The following is a 19916-nucleotide window of genomic DNA, read 5'->3' as shown; positions in this document are numbered from 1 at the left end:
TCTTTGTCGTCAGTCAAATAGTGACCGCAACAAGATCAGTCTCTAGCGGAAAACAACAGAACAGCGCCGATCTCTTGCGTTTGCACCCGCCTGAACCTAGCCTCCAACTGCTCGATCCAGGCGTCGGCGGTATCCTTCAGGTTGCTGAAAATTCCTTTGCGGTTGTAGAGCATCTTCAACAGTCCGCCCAACCGGGATTCCCCACCGTTATTAATGATCGTCGAACCGAAGCAGACGCCTACCTCCGCCAACACGGCTTTCACGTGATCAAATACAACGCCCTTCTGCTCCGGCGAGCCGGGCATGCAGTGCAGTAAGTAATTCAATCCCACAGAGCCGAACTGATGTGAGTCTAAAGGGAATGGCTCTAACGCATTGTGCCTCAACGACCTTGGCTGATAGCGCCAGAGGCGACCGGCGGTATAACGCAGGCAAGTTGGATTCAGATCCAATAACGTCAGCTTTTCGAGCCGAACGGCAGGAGTACAATGATCGAGAAAGTAGCCGGTGCCCACGCCCATCTCCAGATGAGACGCCGACAGGTTCCGGTTATACAGTTCGAGCAGATTCGCCGATGGACAACGCCAAGCGAAATGATTGGAAAAGCCAAGCACCATGGAATCGTAAAAGGGCAAGGTAATGCGGTTATAAACCGCCTGCCCCGGCCTGGCGTCCAACAACACTCTTTCTTGTCCGTTCATCCCTTTGTCCTCAACGCAGATTGCAAAAGTTCGCAAACTTGGTTTCAGTCCTGCCACTAGTATAGAACGCAAGCCTGAAATTGCTGTCGCCAACCCGCATCAGCAAAGGATAAACGCCACTCCATCGACGGAGACGCCATCATATAGGAAAGTGTTTGCAAGAAGGATGAAAGAGTATTAACGTTGACGGTTTTTTGTTATGGAAAACAAGAAGATATGTAACTTATGGAAGGTATATAAGCGCCATTATACGGCTCATTGGCCATCTGTCAACAGCGGGTATTTGATATGCATGCAATAAAAGATTTAGCGCCAGACTTACGGGCCCTGATAGTCGAAGGATTGAATTACCCAAACGAAACAGGCGCAGTCAGCGTTCATTCGCCGCTTATGCGCCAGGGACATGTGGGGCTGCCCCTGCCTGTCGCTATCAAAGTATTCGCGCCGCTTCTGACGCCCCGCCTTGCACAGGGCGATATCCGTACCCTCTCCTCATCGACCCTGCCCGAGACCCTAACGACGCTCATGTCGCAGAATCGGGTTGCGATACATTTTCCGGGTTCGCCTCCGCAAACCTTGAGCCTTATCCCCTGTCTCACCGGTGATCCGACAGTACAGTTATCGGCGCATGATTATCCCGAAAAACATATCGAATACGGCGCCAGAGTCAGGGTCTATCTGCAAACCGGCGCGCATACAGTCAGTGCAGTTCAACAGTTTGAATATGATCCTGACACGGAATTCAAGTTCTCTGGACACAACAGGCTGAACAATGCGGATATCATCACCTTATACGAGCTGACCTGCAGAGATGACGCCAAACCAACCCTGGACCTATTACACCCTGACGAAGCGGTGCATCGATATGATCGAGGTCTGGCGTCACTACAGCAACAAGTGAGACTCGGTCGCAACCGCACGCTCTCAACGGTGGGTCGTATCTTGGCGAACCGGAGTCTCTCACGCTGGTTCTCATTAGAGGAACTGAACCGCTGTTTCAACAAACTGTTTCTCGACACGCTGTTCACCCGTGTGGCCCTGGAGTCGAGCTTTGACCTTCCCATGCTTGCGGAGATATTGACCACATTGGCGCATACATACCGCCCCCATCTCACAATCTCTCCATCATTCAAAGAACTGGAGACACTGCCGGATCTACCGCAACTTCGGAAGGAGAGCGACTCTGAGTTGCGGAAGAACTACGACCAGTATGAAGCAGGACTATTCACCCAAGGCGAGCGCTATAACAAGCATGTCGATATGCTGTTCAGAACGCTCTCCGTGATAACCAAGCAAGCGGATACGCTTCATTTAAAACGATTCAGCCTCACTTCACCAACGCAGTGGCACAGTGAAGTAGGCGCACTCGGAAAGGAACGCACCTCAAACCACCTCCCTGTGATAGGCGGTTGCGTCATGACTCACCAATCCGCATACCTCGAAATAAACTTTCTACGCAATAAAGCAAGTGGACTCAGTCAAATTGAGACTTTACTTGAAGCAGGGAACTATCGCCTGATAATGACAGCGGATATGCGAAAAGAACACGATGCTGCAAAGCAGTTTCACAACCTGACTCAAATCAACCCATCACTAGTCACGCATATCGAAGACTGCAACGCCAAAGATGGCTTCCCCATCCCTCTGTTTGATTTAGAGATTGCAAATAATGCGGCTTTTATAGGGAGAGTAACGTCTCAACCTGTCATATCGCCAACAACTGGTCAGGTTATCCTGGGCGCCAATAAAGTCATCAGATCACGTCATCTTGACCAGATATTCGCCCATCAGGTTCCCGGCATTGTTGTGCGCTCCCCGCTAACTTGCCAATCAGAAGCAGGCGTCTGCCAAGTCTGTTGTGGAGAGTCTCCAACGCATCAAAGCTGGTCGCCGCTCAACACAAATATCGCCGGGCTGACAAACCTTGCATTCGCGCATTTATCCAAAACAATCAAGTTTGCTGTTATCTATTTATTTGGTGGAACGTATCGTACAAACCGCAACGAACCATATATTACCACTCGGGCGGAGACCGCTGGGCGAGTCCAATTTGTAGAGCTTGACACGATTATCAATAAAGCGGAAAACAAGCCTGTGGCCTGCTCATATAAAGGCGCAATGAATATCCTGGATGACGCAGGAAATCTGTGGTCCAGCGTTAGTGTGGGATATGGCGATATACTGCTAGTAAATGACGGGGAGCGCGTCGCCCCAGGAGACGCGCTTTTCAAAGCGCATCCTTACAGCCAGCCAATTATCGCTCTCGAAGATGGCGTGGCAGTATTTCATCAGTTCATTGAAGGAGCAACATTCGAAGTAGTCTGTGACGAACTTACCGAGCTGAAATCTTTCAATATTATAGGCAAGCGTCAAAAAGAGGACCGCTCCCAGTCTCCTGCGATAATTATTCACTCCGAATCCGGTGAACCACTCTCCAAGATTCCACTCTTGCCTAACGACTCTGTCTCTATAACTGACAAAGCGACCATATACAAAGGAGATATAATAGGAATAAGGGATAAACAGAGCCTAGACAGATACCTTCATCACGGTCCTGATAAATTGCAGTATTTCTTGACTGGACGTCCCCCCGAATATTTTCGCTCCCAAAAACAAATAATATCGCCTGTAAGCGGACGCCTTTCTTTCGAAAAGATTCTCCCTAACTCACCCTATGGTCAGGGTCTATGTCGCCCAAACATTACTGACATGCATGGAAAACGACACACACTAGAACCAAGCCACCTCTATTCCCCAGTTCTTGAGGGAACCCAGGTCTCTCGCGGCGACATCCTCACTGACGGCATCCCATCCATACACGACATATTAAAGTATCAAGGACTGCGTGCAGCGCAGCGATATCTGCTGGAAGCAATCATGGAGGTTTTCATCCACGATGAAATTCCCATACGCAGCCTATATATAGAGGTATTGATCAAGGCGCTACTGAGCCATGGCAAAGTGACGGACTCTAACAACCCCCGCTTTCGGAAAGGCAAGAAGTACCCCTTGGCGGAATTGTCGCAGGCGGAGGCGGTGTTCTACCGCCCGGTATTCACTGGCATTGCGCCCTATTTAGCGGCCAATGATTAAGTCTTTCGACACATTTCTTACTTAATTAGCACAGGTGACTCATGGCGAAACCAGAAATTTATGTCAGTACGGATGTGGAAGCGGACGGACCGATTCCCGGACCGCACTCCATGCTGAGCTTCGCATCAGCGGCTTATACGGCGGAAAAGGAATTGGTCGGGACCTTCTCCGCTAACCTGGAAATTCTTCCTGAAGCGTCCGCCCACCCGGATACGCAGGCCTGGTGGGAGCAAAATCAGGCCGCCTGGGATGCCTGTCGCCAGGACCTGCAGCCGCCGCAACAGGCGATGCAGCAGTATCTGCAGTGGCTCAAGCAATTGCCCGGCAAACCGGTTTTCGTCGGTTATCCCGCTTCCTACGACTTTATGTTCGTCTACTGGTACCTGATGAAATTCACCGGCGAGAGTCCGTTTTCTCACTCTGCGCTGGACATCAAAAGCTACGCGATGGCGGTGCTGAAAACGCCCTTCAGGGAGACCGCCAAACGTAAGATGCCCCAACATTGGTTTGATCCCCTGCCCCATACCCATGTGGCGCTGGACGACGCCATCGAACAGGGCGCGCTGTTCTGTAATATTCTGCAGGAGAACCTGAAGTGAAAAAGGCCGCAATGGCGGCCTTTGGAATACTTGGATATTTAACGAGAACTAATAACTGGCGAGTGCTTTCTTAATAGCTTTGATGTCATTCCCCACCACACGACGATATCCCACGTAAGTCACGGGATAACCGTTGATGCCCAGCGTGCGGATGAGTTGGTCTCTGTTATACGCTTTCTCCACGTCAATCTCAGAAAACGCCATGCCGTCATCCCGAAATTCGCCGCGCAGCTTTTTACAATGAGGACACCAGTCCGCGCCATACATCACAACTCTTGGGGAGCCGTCCGCATTGAAATGCGAGGATGTCAGCTCACGTTCTTCTGATGTGAGCGAATCCTCGCCGTAGTTCAACGCCAGCGCAGTCGCCACCTCAATGCCCATGTCGCCATACACCCGCTCATTGCCGGCAATCAATAATGGGAATGAGTTATAGGGTGAGAAACCGTCCCACAGCTGGCGATTTTCCGCACTGGCGTCCACCACCACTTCTTCATAGGCGGCGCCTCTGCGTTTTAATTCGTCTTTGACTTTGGCGCAGGGTTGCCCGCAATCGCTAAAAGTAAACAGCAACGTTCTGGGAGAACCATCAACGTAAAAGGCGCCTTCGGGCTGAGTGAATGGAATCCACTCCGGCTTGAACTGATAAATAAGACCGGCGACCACCACCAGCGCGAACAACTTTTTCATGTAAAACACCACGACAACAAAAAGGCGCGCAATAAGACCATTTTTTGCTCGCGTGTGCAAACATTACTCAAACATCAAGGCCGCCTGCTTTTTCCGCCGTGTTGGGTTAGCGTGAGAGACAGGTTCGCCTGGCGCATTCTGAGCCGTACCAGTATGCAATTCGCTGAGCAAACGAGCCGCCAGTTCAGCGCAATCCGGCGCCGCCTGCAAGCCTTCTCCGCTGGCGCTGCGCTGGAAGATCGGCATCTGTGGCGGCGCTTCATCGTTATACACCAGAAACACCCGTTCCTGACGCAATCTATCCAGCAAGTCCTTGAACCATCTGGCGTAATATCTCGATTGCGAAGATGGGATATCCCGCAATGAATAGCTTTTTCCAATCCAGCAGGCGGCGCCAATGCGGTCCGGCATGAGCATGGTGCGCCCCGCCTCACGCAGTAATACGCTGGCGTAAAACGGGCTTTCCGTATTGAGCAGATCCGCTTCAGTAAGAGCGTCTTTCGCTTTCAGTAAAAATGATCTATCGTGCAACATAAAATCAATTTTTATTGTGTTTTCAGGTAAGTTCAATCTAACTGCAATTCCAAACTAATGAAATCAGCCGAAGGGAATATGCGGAATGGCGGTGAGAAGATTCGTTAATTTTTCAATTCGAATTAATTACATAAGGAATTCGAAATTTACCACTTGTCCGGGCGGTCAGGATTAGGCATCCTAGCCTGCTTTCTTCGTTATAACCAAGCTTTGTTGTTTTTTCGTACAAAGCTCCGCAGCGCAGCCGACTCTCATGACATCTTCCAGCAGCCACTCACGTATCGCTTTTATTCTGGCGATGGCGGTCGCCCTTGGCCCTTTCGCCATTGATACCTATCTACCTGCCTTTCCCGATATCGCCAAAGCAATCGGCGCAGATATTCACGACGTTTCTCTCAGCATCAGCGTGTATATTTTGGGACTGGCCATTGGACAGTTAATCGGCGGCCCGTTATCGGACCGTCTAGGCCGCAGCCGGATCATGCTCACCGGCCTGGCCGTCTTCCTGTTCTCCTGTCTCATGCTGTCGCAAAGCGAGAGCTTAGCCTCCCTGCTTATCTGGCGCTTTACCCAGGCCTTTGGCGGCGGCTGGTGCGCGGTGAGCGTGCCCGCCATCATTCGCGACCGCACGGAAGGGCAGGAAACCGCTAAACTGTTTTCTCTGATCGGATTGATCATGATCGCGGCGCCAGCCATTGCTCCGACGCTGGGCAGCACTATTCTCGCTTTTGCTGACTGGCGTTGGATATTCCTGTTTCTGGCGCTGTATACCGGCGTGGTGATCGTCACCTTATGGTTTTCTTTATTCGCTGATGCGCCACCGCACTCTCCGCCGCCTAAACGCAACGTCCTCGCGGATTATCTGGAGATTCTGAAAAATACCGCCGCCTTGCGCTTCATCTTCATTCAGTCCCTGGGCTTCAGCGTCATGCTGACGTTTCTGACTCACGCGTCCTTTATTTATCAGGAATGGTTCGGCTTATCCGAATTCGCATTTTCCCTGCTCTTCGCCGGCAATATCGCGGTCATGGCCCTGATGAGCATGGCCAACCGCGCGCTGCTGACCTGGGTGGAGTCCGCTCAACTGTTACGACTGGCTGTATGGTTGCAGACTTTCGGGGTGATCCTGCTGATAGCCATCGTTTTCTTTTATCCATCACTGTATCTGTTCGCTCCCGCGCTCATGCTTTCTGTGGGATCGCTTGGCGCCGCCATGCCAAACGGCTCCGCCTGCTTCATCCAGTTTTTTAAAAGCAACAGCGGCACGGCGTCTGCGTTGATGGGCGCGCTGCAGTTCACTATTTCCGGCGCCATCAGCGCCTTGTCATCCGCGCTTTCCGACGGCACACTGGTTCCTATCGTCGCCGTCATGCTTATGTGCGCATTGCTGAACGCCGCATTCGCCTGGGGAGCTCCCGGCGCTGCGCGTAAAGCGATTGCAAACGCATAAGCCTGCGCAGCCCATGGGAGTCTACCTGTGACCGTTCAACCTGCTCAGGACATCGCCAGCGTCGATGATATTCAGGATATCATCGAGCGCTTTTACGCCCTGTTGTTAAATGATGAGCAAGTAGGTTTCTTCTTCACAGAGGTTGCGGCCATCGACCTTCCTGCCCACCTGCCGCGCATTGTCGCCTTCTGGAACTCCCTGTTGTTTGGAGTGCGCGCAGGTTTCCAAGGCAGAGTCTACGAAGACCATGCGGCGCTGGACGCAAAATCCCCTTTGCGTCCAGAACATTTCGCACGCTGGCTCACCCTGTGGCGACAGGAAATAGATCGCCATCACGCAGGGCCGAGAGCGGAATTGATGAAGACCCGCGCGGCCGCCATCGCCGACTCCATGTCCAAAGCATTTGAGACCGCTCGCAACTCCACTCCCGGCGACGACGCCAACTTTTACTCCGCTCTATAACGTTGATTTTTAGTCTAAACCGCCTTGATTTCTCGTCTAAACTGATAGCTAAACAGTAGACTGACTTCAGCGCCTACAAGGGCTGGCCTTTCTCTGGTTTCAACCCGCCCTACTCTTCAGCGATCGTATTGCCGGCGATGGATGGAACACCGGAAAGCCCAGCCAAAAACGCGACGCCCGATGAGAAGACTCAAAGAGCTGCACGTCAGTCTGCTCGACCGACTTATTCCTGGCGGCGCGTCTCTATCCGAGGCGCAACTAAGCCGCCAGAGGGTGCTCGTCGGCCTGCTGTTCTATGGCTTCATCAGCGCCGCCACGATGGCGCTGGTGCGCTACGCCACTGACGGCTGGACCGCCTCCACGCTGGTCGTCGCCTTCGCCACGCCATCGTTGTTATCCGGCTTGATTGCACTCTGGCTGACAGGACGACCTGGCTTGGCGGCGGACCTGCTCTTGCTGTCCACGCTCTTCATCATTCTCGCCACCGCCTGGAGCGATGGCGGCCTCACCTCTCGCGTGCTGACCTGGTTGCCCGCGCTACCCCTGATCGCGAGCTTTGTCGGCGATAAATATCGTGCGCCGGGGATTGTCCTGCTTGCAGCCATCGGCCTGCTCGCAATACTTGGAGCCCACAACACCGGGCTGATTCAGGGCAAAGGCTGGGAAGATTCGCTGGCAGGTCGGTTATCCGCCAGCGTCGCATCGATGAGCTTTGTCGCCATCATCGCATACATCTATGAGGAAGCGCGGCGTCGCGCCGAGATGGAAAAAGACCGGCTTGACCATATACGCCGGGAATGGGTCGCCGTGGTCAGCCACGAATTACGCACGCCTTTAACCGCAATTCAGGGGTCATTGGGGCTGTTGCAGAGCGGACGCTTTGATCACAACCCGGAGCAAAAAGCCCATATGCTGCAGATGGCCTGCAACAACACGATTCGACTGGTTAAGCTGGTAAATGAGGTGCTGGACATTGAGCGTATCGAGTCGGGCCGGCTCACCCTGGACATAGCGCCTTTAAACCCGGCTGAACTTATTCAGGAGGCCGTGGACACTATCTCTCCAGCCGCCTCACTCCAGAATGTGACGCTACATTTTCAACGCCAGGATACGGACTTGATAAACGCAGACCATGATCGCTTATTGCAAGTGCTGCAGAATCTTCTTTCCAACGCCCTCAAATTCTCCCCTCATGGTGGGGAGATCAAAGTCGCGCTCAAAGATACCCCAGAGCGGTTATACATCGACGTCATCGACCAAGGGCCCGGCATCACACCGGAACTCGCCAAGCGCCTGTTCACCCGCTTCGCTCAAGGCGACACCGCCGCCAACCGCAGCACCGGCGGCTCAGGACTCGGCCTCTATATCTGCAAAGCCATCATGGAGCAACATCAGGGACGCATCGGCTTCCAGAACCTGCCGAAGGGGGGGTGCCGCTTCTTTTTGGAACTGCCTCGGGCTAATTGAATTAATTTACCCATCACGCCTGTTGGAGATGATGGTGATATGGCTCAGGACATAAAGTATGAGCTACATGTCGGGGAACCAAGCCATGACCAAGTTAAACCTGGCCACAGTTGATACTGGAGGGCTGACAGTGTAATCAACTAGTCAGCCTCGCCCTCCTCTACGTCATGCTCTTTGCGATAACGCTCCCAATCCTCCCAATCAAAGGGCGTTCCGGCATTAGGTCGATGTATATGCCTGGCCCGTTCTTTGGCGTTTTCCTGCAAACTGTGCTCTTTTTCGTCCTCTTCTACAAAACCATACTTCTTCATGAATTCATCGGGTTTCATTGGCTACTCCTATTTTAACTACACCATGAGCTAAGACTCGTCTTACTTTCTTACATGCGTTCATCTCAAGACTTTTCAAGGGAATAGTAGATTACGCCGCCGTCACTCAGAATGCGCCGCCCAATAACGCCCTGACGCAGCAATCCCTCAAGCGCCCGTTGCACACTGTCCCAAGAGCATGCCTCCTCCCCCGCCAGCCACCAGCGCACCACACCTTGCAACGAGTCCGCCGCAGAGGGGTGACTTTGCAGGTACTCCAGAATTTTCCGGCCCACTATCAAGACATCGTCCTCATGCTCCATTTCCATAAGCAATACTCCTTTGCAACAACTCTTCCCTTTCCAGTGCAGCAAGTTGCGCGCCAGCCCAGGAGAGATCATCTCTCCTGATACGCCAGGACAAGCCACAGAAACACGGCATACGCCTCTGATAGACACGAGCCCCATTTATCAGAAAAAGAAAAAAGCGGGTCAATAGCCACCCGGATAAGCGGGCAAGTAATCACCCGACTGTATGAGTGCAAAGTTTACAAATTCGGGATATGAGAAACCCCGCATAAGCGGGGCTTTTTAATAAGAATGGACGCCAATGGAAAGCAAAAAGGTAAACTAACCGAATGCAGAACAATTAGTGGTCAACCAATCCCGGACATTGTTTTAAGTTTTTCTTCAGCTACAACAGGAGCTACCTCATTATTAGAGATCCTGGCTGCTTACAGACGAACCCTGATTCATGCATCAGGCTACGGGCCTTAAAACGCCCTATCATCACGCCTTCATCATTGAGCGCACGCGCAATTGTCCGACTCCCCGCAGAGCGTCGACTTTGAGTGAATATTCGCTGCACCCTGGCTCGTAACTGCAGACGTTCAACGTTGATATAACCACGGCGCTAACGATGTTCGCAATAACTGGAGTGACTGTCGCCAACACTTTACAGATCATTTCCACTGGCCTTGCTCACTCAAGTGGTCTATTAGCGCGTACGACTGATTTCGTCCAACATCAAGAGCGCAGCAGCCTTTTTTAAAATGCCCTTTTCCTGCTCCAAACGTTTGCAACGGGCTTCAAGTTCCTGAATTCGCCGCTGCTCTGGAGTGAGGGCCTTGCCCTTGGGAGTGGAGCCATCACGTTCTTCTGACAGCTGTTTCACCCAGCGCTGAAGGGCATTCTCTCCCACATCGAGGAGGTGCTGGCCTGAGAAAAGGTATACCCTTGGTCAAGTACAAGCCTCGCGGCTTCCTGCTTGAACTCGGGTGAAAAGGAGCGTCGCTTTCTGGTCATTGAACACCTCTTTATGAGGCTTCTGCATTTAGCTCCTTACACATTGCTTCACGCTCCTGCTCAGCGGATTCAAAAGACGTTTTGTAAAGCAAGCTCTCTTTAGGTGGAAAATCTTCTTTCATAATACTCAAAACGACGTGTAGTGGCGAAACTTAACGCCATGATCAGCGGTAGCTATAAGTTGGCGACATATTTTGCGTTGTTTTTCAAAATTGGTGACAAATTATAGCTATCCGCCGCATCATTATATTAGCCTATTTCGCAATTTCTAAAGCATTAAGACTTGTGATGACAAAAGGTCTACACATGTAGCTGAGGCTTTACTTAAATAATCCTTCAGCAACTCAGCTTTATTATTCAGTAGGTCATCTTTAGTGGGAGGATTATTATCGTCACCCTGAACGGAACTGCACATTGTTTCAGAAATAATTTTTTTATTGTAAGTATCAATTAATCGCATCCTCGCACTATACGTGATCTTATAATGCGCCCAATCTGTAGGATAATAGATAAACATCCAATTAAATGTTTTTACATCTAAGATGTAATCTGATGATGAATGTTCAGCAACTAAATCCGATAGAGAATCGCTAGATGACTCAACTCCAGAATCTTCTTGAACAACAACCCCTCTAGATATTTTCATTTTTTCAATTAGTCCTGCTTTTATCGCTAATGCAGGATCAGGAATTTCATTTTCCGCTACAATCGCATTTCCAGCAGAAATCGTTGCAGCTGCACCCACAACTCCGAATACAGCTTTTCCTGCAGTAATTGCCGCAAAGTCAGGCATCTTGTAATTTGATGTAACTACAGTCTTTCCCTTTAATTCCTGAGACTGACTCTCGGAAAGTGGAATATGCTTTACAGTAGTACACCCCGTAAATATTAAATAAACAAATACTAATCCACATACTTTCTTAAACATTACTAACTTCCACTTTCTCTACTTTGGTTGATAAAGCTTTTGGCTGAGGAACCTCTGAAAAACTACCTGCATTGCCATTGCGGCGTTAAAAGTCGGCTCAAAATGCTCATTTATTCACGATAAACTGCGCTTTTCGCCGACTTTTTCCTTGCACTGGCGGTCTCGCCAACGTTTTTCAGAGGTTTCCTAACGTTTTATTAAGGGGGGCTTTGGCCCGTCCCCATGAGCGAAGCGAACGATTCGAACCAGTTGTTAGAGGGCTGGTACTGGTACGAATGCTTCTCCGCCGCATTCGTTACAAGTTTCAAGATAGGTTGTGTGAGCACAGCCTACAATTAGTTCAATACCAATTGTGCCGCGCCCACTACAGCGCGGGCAAAGCTGAAATCCGAATTTTGATTCAGTATCACCTTTCCGCACCAAGGCTAGGCATAGGCATAGGCATAGGCATAGGCATAGGCATAGGCATAGGCATAGGCATAGGCATAGGCCTTCCCTATGATATCTCTGGTCGATACTGAATTCAACTTGTGACTTCTAACGCCAAAATAACCGGCGAGCGTCCGGCGCCGCAGGCGCGAAGTTGATTGATTTGTTAGGTGACTGCATCGGAGCCCTCCTTCAATATTGTTATGTGGCGAGGCATCCAACAGTCATATTTAGCTGTGGCAACCTCAGCTTTGCATGATGCACAGACCAAATTTGGACCGTCACAGCCATCTAAATCACAGCACCCATTTAGCCTCTTGGGGTTATCGATTATTACCATAGACAAATTGTCTTTCGAATTAATAACCCACTGTCCATTTGACCATTCGTTATCCTGAAACGTAAAACCTTCAGGAATGAGATCCTTTCCGTCCTCTTCACAATGCTCGACGGGATCGCTGTTCAATTCTCTTGTGAGCGTTGCTCCACATCCGCGGCATTTGAACTTCATTGATCACCTAACGCCGCCATTTGCGGCAAATTTGGAATGGACCATTTATTGATATGCTGATTTACTATTTTTTTATTCAACTGCCTTAGCATTCGCCAACTCTTGAAGTAAATGTTCCTTGTAAGACTCCACACATTCCTCTTGAATAATTGCTTGCTTTATACTCTCGTAAGAACACCTTTTAATAGGCCTTACAGCATTAGAGTAACGAGCCAATGACGAGATCTTATAGTGTTCAGGTATTTCAATAATCGCGTATATCAAATTCTCCTCTGCAATATCTATATTTTCCTTGATTGCAAAGCGAATCGTTCGAGTATATTCACGCCATCCCAAACACCTAAGATTTTCAACTATTTCATCTGGATTCATGGCTCACTCGAATGCATAATGCTTGGCTATACTATTGGGTGCAGCGAACCAAGCCAAGCCAAGTGTTATTAGTCCGAGCGTTAATTTTCTTGTTATGTATTTATACGCTTAAACGGGCCGGTTTTATTCCAAAAATAATGGTTTAGTACGAATAAAGCCATTGCGTATGAATCACTTATAGGTTCAAAGTTTCCATTTTGATCTATCTGTAAAATCTTTTTACCAGCCTTAAATATACTAGAATCGGACATTTCATATGTACCACCAGGTGTCCGAACTGTAGCTCCTGGGCCATTACGCCAGTGATAATTTAAAGTTATCTTTTTCAGAAAATTTAGTATACGAATATTGTATCCTTGTCCAAAAGGACCATAAACCTCAAAAGAATATTGTTCATCCACTAAAATGTTTCCTTTTAGTGTTTTTCCTTGAGTCAGAGCTATTTGATAGTCGTCAATTTTCATGAAATACACAACGCCGCCAGCACGCGCGACTTTAGAATGTAGGCGAAGCCGCAATGGAAAAGCCGTCACTGAGCCTGGCATGGTTATAGCCTTTTAGTTCCATGTCACGTTCTGGGAATTGCTGTTTAAGCTCCGCTAGGCAACTTCTAAGTTTTTGGTACGCCTCGGGGAGCACGGTGCGGAGATGCGCCGAGCCGATAAATTCCAGTTCATTCGGCATTGCCACAAGCCCAGTGATAGAATCCCAGAATGCATCCCAATTTTTCCCGTAAAACTCAGGAAACCCCAAGCTCCTTGCCAGAACTGCATGAAGCTCCTTTTCTGATGTAACTGACTCTACATTTATTTGCATGGTCTATAGCTATAACGCCGTGCTCTGGGGAAAACCGAAGCACAGCGTAGGTTTTTCCCTAGCAGCGCTTTGTTAGGACTGGTTTGACTAAATTGCAACAATCACCCTCCATCTTTCAAAATCAGGTTCCCATAAGCCAAAATATGTTGTCAGTTGGCCCTGTAAATTCATTTCAAGCTGATTCGAATTTAACTCCGTTCTATGCCAAAGAGCACAAGCGTCCAAGATACTTAAGGCAGCAACAAAATCTAGAGCGTCATCACCTTCAAACCAATACTTAGCCCCTTTGCTGACATTGCTAGGCAACTCAGCATGCTTAAGCTCGTATAAAGCCTCTCGCCTTTTCGAGTTTCTATCAGAAGAATAAATAGGGTCAACATCAACCAAAACCCATTCGTCTGATATTAAGTGCTCAAGCAACACTTTTATATCTGTGCTCATGCTAGTCCTAACGCCTTACCAAGGGGTGGCTGAAGAGTAGCGTAAGCCGTCCCGCGGAGGCCGGAGTGTACTTGAGCGACTTGTTAAGTGTGGGCATCTATTACACCCTGCATTTTATCAATTAAATTTCGATGTTCACCGTTGACAATATAGGTTTCCAATCTATGGAGCCAAGCATTTGCACTACTCCAATCTAATTTAATTTCAATACTTGTAGTTCTGTTTATTAAAGCTGGAGAGCCAAAAACAACCTTCTCTCCCTCATAGCCAGCCTTAGGAAACATTAACCAATACACACATGAATCATCAGATTGAAAGCTTACAATTAGCGAGCCACCGTCTCTCAATTCCTCAACACTTAATATGTGTGAAATATTCATAAAGACACTTAAGGCCCGGCAAAGCTGCAGATAGTACGGAGCCAGTTTTGTGTTAATGTTTGAGCGACAGCGAGTAACGCAAAAATGGCGTAGTATTGGCTGTCAGACTGATGCCGCTTGTTAGGTTTTGATACAGTCGCTTTCATATACCTTTAACTTCCATTTTTTGGGAAGCCGAATTTACTTTTATTTTTGCCAAAGGGTAAAGAGACTCAGCACCTGCATTGGTTAACACTTTCTCTATTTCTCGCCCTTTTCTTGCTGCAACCTCGTCAATTACACACAGGAAATATTCATAGTAGCCATCTTCATTCTCCGAGGAGATCCAGTTTATAACCCTCAGAGGATCAACAGTATCCGAATATTCAGCCCAGTAATCTTTATAATACAAAAGGTCATCAACTATAGATTTTCTGAAAGACTCTCTATTCACATTTGTCCTTTTGAGCTTATTGTTAAGTCTAAATTACATACAATCGATAACTTCTCATTTTCAAATTGCGCATTTAAAATATTAACAATCCCTAAATGACTTATAAGGCAATCTAATTCCGCACCATGGGCAATATGAAATAAACAAGTTTCCAATACGCCATTGGCCACCATCAGAAGTAGCAAACTCATCAAATTTAACGATACTATTCATGCATTGTTCATTTTCCTCTACAGCCACATACATCCCGCTACAACAATAATGTGCCATCGCGAATGGCCTTGCAGTGTACTTTCTTGGTACTTCGTTGTTTAACCAGCGCTCACAACTGGAACAGCCATAGATATGCGACTGGCTCTTAACAGGCTCAGTATCGGCATTTCCATAAAAGCTGGCTCCAGTATTTAAACGTACTCTGAAGTAGTCTACTAAGAAAAATAGATTTTCTTGATGCTCCAATATAAAACTTCGCGCAGAAAAACAACTTTGAGTTCGCTCTTCTGTAATTAAATGGAAATTTTTCTTATTCATATATATGTAATAGCCACCTTATTGACATAACACCTCAATAAAAGGCCGGAACACAGCGACGAAGCCGCGGAGTGTAGGTCCAGCTCCGAAGGGGTGATACTCATTGACTTGTTACTTTTTTTGCTCGCCTATGCGCTTTCCTTGAACTGCACTCATAATACCGCCAACAATCATAATTGCACCAAGGCCGATTAGAAGCCAAGATGAAGTTCGGCCAAAATTGTATAGGCCAAAGACCAGGAAGAATACACCACCAACACCATTTATGATTACGGAAGGACCCCATTGCTTACCCAGATTCTTATAAACTTTCTTGCCACGCTCAACCATGTAATTGAGGGCGGCAACATCCTCTTGGTAAGATTCTGCACACGCCACAGCCCCGCCTACTAGCACCGAACACTCGGGACATACTCCCTTGTGGCAGCTTTTGCACAATCCGATTGCATCTATGTCTTGGTGTTTATAACACTTCATCTCGATACCTGTAGAAATTTAACGCCTCAAACACCGGCTTGGTGTTTTTTGGGACAAAAAAGGTGACAGCTTTACCAAGTCCGAGTGCTTTGACTTGTTAAGCCATGCCAAAATCAACGTTTCCACGATTTATTATCACTGACACTAAAAGTATTGAATAAACCTTCATAAGGAGTACCATCAGTTGCGTTTATTTCAATGTTTATACCTGACATTACCGAATCAAAAAGCGTCTGAACTGGATCGGCGAGATGCGGTAAAATAAGAGCTTGGTAAATGACATCTTTTTTACTAAAGATATCTGGCTCATCCTCTAGCTCTTCCCTTTTTAGAAATGGAACAGCTTTGTACATTTCACTAAGCTTTCCGCTGGCAGAAAATTTTAATAAATCACGCCAGTATGGCAATGCAACCATGACAGCAATAAATTCTGCTAAATTAGCTGCTACCATTCCCGCTTGACCTTCAGAGCTTAAAAAGACCACTGGCGATTTTTCGGGTTCAATATTTTCAAGGATGGTATAAGCACCGCCAGTACCGTCCTCTGCTAAAACTACAAGTTCTTTTGACAGTAATATTGGCCAGTTATTAGATAGCAAAAATGGCTCACAGATTTCGAAATCGAATGGCCAGCCCAAAATGTCTACTACTTCTGGGTTTTCAGTTATGCACCTATAAATAGACGGTACGTTCATATCGCTCCTGGAGGCTTAACATTTGTATATCGCGCATGTGCGTTTTTCAATTTCAAGACTTCGAAGATACCCCCTCCAGTTCACTGATTCCAGTGTAAAGACCCCGAAAAGTAAAACCATCTCATTTTCTAAAAACCGTGCGTGCGTATATACACTTTCTTGGGGGGCTCGTTATCACAACAAGCCAGATCCCAACTTATTGAATCAAAGCACTTTCCAGAACCAGTTTCCATTGAAGCTGAGAGCCTAACCCCAATTTCACAAACTCGGCATTTACTCAAACTGCGCAGAGGTGGGGAGGAGCGCCCTCCTCAACCACAAAGATACTTACACGAGATCACTCTCGTCGCTTCCCTCCTCTATCCAGTTAACCGCCTCGCGGGCCTCTGCGATGGCGTAGCTGCGCAGCACGTCATCATCCTGGCGCATGCCAACGCCAGGACGGCTTGAGGTGACAATGTAGTCGCCGATCTCGATATCTCCGCCTTCGCCACAAACCAGGATCTGGCCTTCCCCCAAGGCGTTCATAATGCCGGCGGTATACGTGTCTTCCAGCTCCGCAAACGCCTCATCCGTCATGTCAAAGTGTTCCGGGTTAATGACCGTGGCGGAAACATACACGCCCGCTTTACCACGCTGCCGCGGCGTCGATGACAGGCGCACTTCATGCGGAACGTTGGACAAATCCCGGCGGTTGATAACGCCGCCATAGACCAGGATTTGTCCCGGCTTGGGCCCGCTGTCGGAGCGCAAAAGGGAGTAGCCTTTCATGTCCGGATCACAATCGGAGCTAAGCCTCAGGGAAATCGCAGCAGTTCTCTATACCGAAAATCAGATCACTGATACGCCTAAGAGTGGCTTATGGAGCATTGCGACAAGCAGTTTACTAAGCGCGAACTAAAAAAATGAAGCCACTGATATATCTATTTTGAAACCCTTTGACCAATTCATTTTTATCTTTTTTTCAGACCCAGATTTGGTTTGCCAAATGTGTGAAAGGCCTATATATATTTTTGCTTAGTTAACTCGTTTATTTTATTGAACTCAGCATCAAAAACTATAACGGAATCAACTTCTGCAAAAGAAGAGCAGCAAAATAAAGTCAGTGATAGAAGTGGTATATTCCTCATTGAATCACCCATAACGCTTTGCACTGGAGCCCTTGCTGCAACTTGTTATACCGCTGACTACATGTGAAAAATCAATTTATAGCCACTGAACACACCCTCAGATTCCAAACTTGAAATCAGTGATAAAATTCTATTTTCATTCATTGGGTTAAAATCAAAACGGATATAATTACCAGCTTGACCAACCTCAATAATCGCAGAAAGTTCTCTCACAAATATCAACTGACATTCTTTGTATGCATGATGCAATACACTACCGCTTTCTTCAAACGTCGCTTTGATTGAAGATACAACTTTTTGAGAAGCAAAGTGGTCATCTTGAAATATGACTTCTATACAAGAGCGATCCACCAAGGATTCGAAATACTTGAAAGGCTCTTTCTCGCGAACCACCCCAACATCTGAATACCAGATAGTGGGATCACTAAAGCATTTATCTATCCAGTATATGGTGTCATCGTGTCGAGGTAAAACATATATATCTCGCTCGCTATCCGGGCAATATATAATCGAATCAGCATCGATTGTTGATGCAATCTCGAAAGACGCAATTATTTCGGCTTCATCCAGAATATTTCGCCCTCTGGCCCAGAGACAATTCAGCGAAACCTGAGTAATTTTATCAGGAGAGGGTATATCAATAAGTCCACACAGCGTCCCTTTTCCAAATTGAAGCAGGAAATTCCTATATCCCTGAGGAAGATTTATTCCAAGCCGATCCTCCGCAGCATCTATTTCATCCTCTGCAACCAAATTCAGGCGATCATCAACTAGATAGATATCTTCTCTCATATATTATTTTGCTAGCCGGCTGTAAAGGTATAACGCCGTGGTTTGGGGCCGTAGTGGAGCGCCAGCGGAATGGAGATCCCAGCCGCAGGCGACAACACCACCTTGTTATGTGACTTTAGATCACAAGCCACGAAAAGAACCATTACAAGCCCCGCAGTTACATGAAATAAACCACGCACACGGCCTGGCTTCATTATTCAAGGTTTTTGACTCAACAATGATTTTTGACCCACAACGTGGACAATTTTGATCTGGCTCTTCACCGTATTGGGATTGACCAAGTGCAATCATGGTTGGTCTCGCCACATCTGGCATTCGCGAGAAATCGATACCCTTAATATATTTTTTGTATTTATCGGTCATATAGCTTTTGCTACATAACACCTTGGTAACGTGCGCCGCCAGGCGGCACGTTGAACAACTTGTTATGCATTTGGTAGCTTTCCACTTAAGTATTGTTTTAACATATCTTCAAGAAACTCATTACTAAGCCCTTTATAAATGCCTTTTAATATTACTTCAAAGTCTTCAGCAACATAACAAGACAACTCTGACACCCCCACTAAAGAATCGATAAAATTGAATATCTTCAAGTGCAACTCTTGATAACCATCTATCTGATCGTTATCTATATCAGCAACATCATCAAAGGCCGCCAATAGTTTTCTTTCAAATGCTCCATCGCTATCACGTTTATCTAAGTATGCATCGATATCAATATTTAAAATTAGGTCTTTTGGAAGGATATCCCCAGATTCAATACCCTCTATTATTGCCTTAGCATCCATAGATAAACTCTCGATTATGCATAACGCCTTTAGCATGGGCCGAGCTGCGTAGCAGCGAAGGTCCAGCCGAAAGGCGAGCATGCCTAAACTTGTTAAGTGTCATTTTTTGAGCCTTGGTACTAACCGCATATTGTGTATATCTAATATCACCTCTTCAACTAGCTGATTATTGTAGAACTTATCAAGTTGTTCTTTTTCTTTTAGATACACAGACCAAAAATTTTTCCATTCTCTATCTTTCTTTGGAGATGGAACCCTAATTTTCCAATGAACTTGTTCGCAGACATTGCCGCATATTGCGCACTTGACTGCTTTCTCTGAATTCTGATCTCTTCTGTATTTTTGCTTGCACTCAATGCAAGCCCAAGTTCGGTTGCTCATTTTCTAAGACACTTAACGTCGTACTCTGCTGCGATTTTGTAGCGCAGCGGAGAAATTGTCTGCCAGTAGTACCTTGTTAAGTGTGGTCGCCGAGTAATTGTTTGGCATAAATAATATCCGCGTCAATTGGGCAACCAATTTTCTCAAATTTATTCTTTCTTTTTTCTAATTCATTTACAAATAATTCGGATCTAAATTTAACAC

General features: G+C 47.4%; 24 protein-coding genes. 5 read left to right on the top strand and 19 right to left on the bottom strand.

Annotation, left to right across the window (positions count from 1 at the left end; genetic code table 11):
- Window positions 1-35 precede the first annotated feature (35 nt).
- Window positions 36-701: a class I SAM-dependent methyltransferase gene (locus ONV78_RS26300; RefSeq protein WP_216739414.1), complete on the bottom strand. Its 666-nt coding sequence runs from the start codon at window positions 699-701 to the stop codon at window positions 36-38.
- A gap of 288 nt (window positions 702-989) precedes the next feature.
- Between ONV78_RS26300 and ONV78_RS26295 the strand changes: the two genes are divergently transcribed.
- Together ONV78_RS26295 and ONV78_RS26290 are read left to right on the top strand one after the other, a co-directional pair.
- The gene (locus tag ONV78_RS26295) at window positions 990-3794 is read left to right on the top strand and encodes a hypothetical protein (protein ID WP_279507441.1); all 2805 of its coding nucleotides are present in this window, start codon (window positions 990-992) and stop codon (window positions 3792-3794) included.
- Window positions 3795-3835: 41 nt separating this feature from the next.
- Window positions 3836-4393, top strand: coding sequence for an exonuclease (locus ONV78_RS26290; RefSeq protein ID WP_279507440.1), 558 nt, complete (start codon window positions 3836-3838; stop codon window positions 4391-4393).
- A gap of 48 nt (window positions 4394-4441) precedes the next feature.
- On the opposite strand, the gene ONV78_RS26285 is transcribed toward ONV78_RS26290, so the two are convergent.
- Together ONV78_RS26285 and ONV78_RS26280 are read right to left on the bottom strand one after the other, a co-directional pair.
- Complete coding sequence (locus tag ONV78_RS26285) at window positions 4442-5083, bottom strand: glutaredoxin domain-containing protein (protein WP_216739411.1); 642 nt, start codon at window positions 5081-5083, stop codon at window positions 4442-4444.
- Window positions 5084-5146: 63 nt separating this feature from the next.
- Window positions 5147-5617 (bottom strand): hypothetical protein, encoded by a 471-nt coding sequence (locus ONV78_RS26280; RefSeq protein WP_279507439.1) that lies wholly within the window; start codon window positions 5615-5617, stop codon window positions 5147-5149.
- A 253-nt stretch (window positions 5618-5870) separates the two neighbouring features.
- Between ONV78_RS26280 and ONV78_RS26275 the strand changes: the two genes are divergently transcribed.
- From ONV78_RS26275 to ONV78_RS26265, 3 genes are all read left to right on the top strand, one after another.
- Entirely contained in the window at window positions 5871-7067 is a 1197-nt protein-coding gene (locus ONV78_RS26275) for a multidrug effflux MFS transporter (RefSeq protein ID WP_279507437.1), read from the top strand.
- Between the two features lie 27 nt (window positions 7068-7094).
- Entirely contained in the window at window positions 7095-7529 is a 435-nt protein-coding gene (locus ONV78_RS26270) for a group III truncated hemoglobin (protein ID WP_279507436.1), read from the top strand.
- 180 nt (window positions 7530-7709) lie between these two features.
- Window positions 7710-8996, top strand: a complete 1287-nt coding sequence (locus ONV78_RS26265) for a HAMP domain-containing sensor histidine kinase (protein ID WP_279507435.1) — start codon at window positions 7710-7712, stop codon at window positions 8994-8996.
- 140 nt (window positions 8997-9136) lie between these two features.
- Here ONV78_RS26265 and ONV78_RS26260 read toward each other — a convergent pair whose 3' ends face one another.
- The 16 genes from ONV78_RS26260 to ONV78_RS26185 all read right to left on the bottom strand — a co-directional run bounded on the left by ONV78_RS26260 (window position 9137) and on the right by ONV78_RS26185 (window position 19331).
- Window positions 9137-9325, bottom strand: coding sequence for a hypothetical protein (locus ONV78_RS26260; protein ID WP_279507434.1), 189 nt, complete (start codon window positions 9323-9325; stop codon window positions 9137-9139).
- 65 nt (window positions 9326-9390) lie between these two features.
- On the bottom strand, window positions 9391-9633 hold the full coding sequence (locus ONV78_RS26255; RefSeq protein WP_216739405.1) for a hypothetical protein: 243 nt from the start codon (window positions 9631-9633) through the stop codon (window positions 9391-9393).
- Between the two features lie 667 nt (window positions 9634-10300).
- On the bottom strand, window positions 10301-10504 hold the full coding sequence (locus tag ONV78_RS26250) for a transposase (RefSeq protein WP_279507432.1): 204 nt from the start codon (window positions 10502-10504) through the stop codon (window positions 10301-10303).
- Window positions 10505-10876: 372 nt separating this feature from the next.
- Window positions 10877-11536: a hypothetical protein gene (locus tag ONV78_RS26245; protein WP_279507431.1), complete on the bottom strand. Its 660-nt coding sequence runs from the start codon at window positions 11534-11536 to the stop codon at window positions 10877-10879.
- Between the two features lie 1012 nt (window positions 11537-12548).
- Complete coding sequence (locus ONV78_RS26240) at window positions 12549-12848, bottom strand: hypothetical protein (protein ID WP_279507429.1); 300 nt, start codon at window positions 12846-12848, stop codon at window positions 12549-12551.
- Between the two features lie 92 nt (window positions 12849-12940).
- Window positions 12941-13312: a hypothetical protein gene (locus tag ONV78_RS26235; RefSeq protein ID WP_279507428.1), complete on the bottom strand. Its 372-nt coding sequence runs from the start codon at window positions 13310-13312 to the stop codon at window positions 12941-12943.
- Between the two features lie 31 nt (window positions 13313-13343).
- Window positions 13344-13664, bottom strand: coding sequence for a barstar family protein (locus ONV78_RS26230; protein WP_279507427.1), 321 nt, complete (start codon window positions 13662-13664; stop codon window positions 13344-13346).
- Window positions 13665-13751: 87 nt separating this feature from the next.
- Window positions 13752-14105 carry a hypothetical protein gene (locus ONV78_RS26225; protein ID WP_279507425.1) on the bottom strand — a complete coding sequence of 118 codons (354 nt, stop codon included), beginning with the start codon at window positions 14103-14105 and terminating at the stop codon, window positions 13752-13754.
- Window positions 14106-14188: 83 nt separating this feature from the next.
- Entirely contained in the window at window positions 14189-14485 is a 297-nt protein-coding gene (locus tag ONV78_RS26220) for a hypothetical protein (RefSeq protein ID WP_279507423.1), read from the bottom strand.
- 142 nt (window positions 14486-14627) lie between these two features.
- Complete coding sequence (locus ONV78_RS26215; protein WP_279507422.1) at window positions 14628-14918, bottom strand: hypothetical protein; 291 nt, start codon at window positions 14916-14918, stop codon at window positions 14628-14630.
- 81 nt (window positions 14919-14999) lie between these two features.
- A complete protein-coding gene (locus tag ONV78_RS26210) occupies window positions 15000-15449 on the bottom strand; it encodes a hypothetical protein (RefSeq protein ID WP_279507421.1) in 450 nt (149 codons plus the stop codon).
- A 111-nt stretch (window positions 15450-15560) separates the two neighbouring features.
- Window positions 15561-15827: a hypothetical protein gene (locus tag ONV78_RS26205; protein ID WP_279507418.1), complete on the bottom strand. Its 267-nt coding sequence runs from the start codon at window positions 15825-15827 to the stop codon at window positions 15561-15563.
- Between the two features lie 212 nt (window positions 15828-16039).
- Complete coding sequence (locus ONV78_RS26200; RefSeq protein ID WP_279507416.1) at window positions 16040-16621, bottom strand: hypothetical protein; 582 nt, start codon at window positions 16619-16621, stop codon at window positions 16040-16042.
- Between the two features lie 327 nt (window positions 16622-16948).
- The gene (locus tag ONV78_RS26195) at window positions 16949-17392 is read right to left on the bottom strand and encodes a hypothetical protein (RefSeq protein WP_279507414.1); all 444 of its coding nucleotides are present in this window, start codon (window positions 17390-17392) and stop codon (window positions 16949-16951) included.
- Window positions 17393-17808: 416 nt separating this feature from the next.
- The gene (locus tag ONV78_RS26190) at window positions 17809-18543 is read right to left on the bottom strand and encodes an SMI1/KNR4 family protein (protein ID WP_279507413.1); all 735 of its coding nucleotides are present in this window, start codon (window positions 18541-18543) and stop codon (window positions 17809-17811) included.
- A 425-nt stretch (window positions 18544-18968) separates the two neighbouring features.
- The gene (locus ONV78_RS26185) at window positions 18969-19331 is read right to left on the bottom strand and encodes a hypothetical protein (RefSeq protein WP_279507411.1); all 363 of its coding nucleotides are present in this window, start codon (window positions 19329-19331) and stop codon (window positions 18969-18971) included.
- Between the last annotated feature and the right edge of the window lie 585 nt (window positions 19332-19916).

The sequence above is a fragment of the Hahella sp. CR1 genome, from assembly GCF_029813005.1.
GTDB lineage: Bacteria > Pseudomonadota > Gammaproteobacteria > Pseudomonadales > Oleiphilaceae > Hahella.
The sequence above is the reverse complement of the archived record's forward strand: the minus strand, read 5'-3'. Positions and strand labels throughout refer to the sequence as shown.

Excerpts from the sequence above, each read along its gene's own strand:
- ONV78_RS26300 (WP_216739414.1), bottom strand. The coding sequence starts at position 701 with ATGAACGGACAAGAAAGAGTGTTGTTGGACGCCAGGCCGGGGCAGGCG.
- ONV78_RS26295 (WP_279507441.1), top strand. The coding sequence starts at position 990 with ATGCATGCAATAAAAGATTTAGCGCCAGACTTACGGGCCCTGATAGTC.
- ONV78_RS26290 (WP_279507440.1), top strand. The coding sequence starts at position 3,836 with ATGGCGAAACCAGAAATTTATGTCAGTACGGATGTGGAAGCGGACGGA.
- ONV78_RS26285 (WP_216739411.1), bottom strand. The coding sequence starts at position 5,083 with ATGAAAAAGTTGTTCGCGCTGGTGGTGGTCGCCGGTCTTATTTATCAG.
- ONV78_RS26280 (WP_279507439.1), bottom strand. The coding sequence starts at position 5,617 with ATGTTGCACGATAGATCATTTTTACTGAAAGCGAAAGACGCTCTTACT.
- ONV78_RS26275 (WP_279507437.1), top strand. The coding sequence starts at position 5,871 with ATGACATCTTCCAGCAGCCACTCACGTATCGCTTTTATTCTGGCGATG.
- ONV78_RS26265 (WP_279507435.1), top strand. The coding sequence starts at position 7,710 with ATGAGAAGACTCAAAGAGCTGCACGTCAGTCTGCTCGACCGACTTATT.
- ONV78_RS26260 (WP_279507434.1), bottom strand. The coding sequence starts at position 9,325 with ATGAAACCCGATGAATTCATGAAGAAGTATGGTTTTGTAGAAGAGGAC.
- ONV78_RS26255 (WP_216739405.1), bottom strand. The coding sequence starts at position 9,633 with ATGGAAATGGAGCATGAGGACGATGTCTTGATAGTGGGCCGGAAAATT.
- ONV78_RS26245 (WP_279507431.1), bottom strand. The coding sequence starts at position 11,536 with ATGTTTAAGAAAGTATGTGGATTAGTATTTGTTTATTTAATATTTACG.
- ONV78_RS26240 (WP_279507429.1), bottom strand. The coding sequence starts at position 12,848 with ATGAATCCAGATGAAATAGTTGAAAATCTTAGGTGTTTGGGATGGCGT.
- ONV78_RS26235 (WP_279507428.1), bottom strand. The coding sequence starts at position 13,312 with ATGAAAATTGACGACTATCAAATAGCTCTGACTCAAGGAAAAACACTA.
- ONV78_RS26230 (WP_279507427.1), bottom strand. The coding sequence starts at position 13,664 with ATGCAAATAAATGTAGAGTCAGTTACATCAGAAAAGGAGCTTCATGCA.
- ONV78_RS26225 (WP_279507425.1), bottom strand. The coding sequence starts at position 14,105 with ATGAGCACAGATATAAAAGTGTTGCTTGAGCACTTAATATCAGACGAA.
- ONV78_RS26220 (WP_279507423.1), bottom strand. The coding sequence starts at position 14,485 with ATGAATATTTCACACATATTAAGTGTTGAGGAATTGAGAGACGGTGGC.
- ONV78_RS26210 (WP_279507421.1), bottom strand. The coding sequence starts at position 15,449 with ATGAATAAGAAAAATTTCCATTTAATTACAGAAGAGCGAACTCAAAGT.
- ONV78_RS26200 (WP_279507416.1), bottom strand. The coding sequence starts at position 16,621 with ATGAACGTACCGTCTATTTATAGGTGCATAACTGAAAACCCAGAAGTA.
- ONV78_RS26195 (WP_279507414.1), bottom strand. The coding sequence starts at position 17,392 with ATGAAAGGCTACTCCCTTTTGCGCTCCGACAGCGGGCCCAAGCCGGGA.
- ONV78_RS26190 (WP_279507413.1), bottom strand. The coding sequence starts at position 18,543 with ATGAGAGAAGATATCTATCTAGTTGATGATCGCCTGAATTTGGTTGCA.
- ONV78_RS26185 (WP_279507411.1), bottom strand. The coding sequence starts at position 19,331 with ATGGATGCTAAGGCAATAATAGAGGGTATTGAATCTGGGGATATCCTT.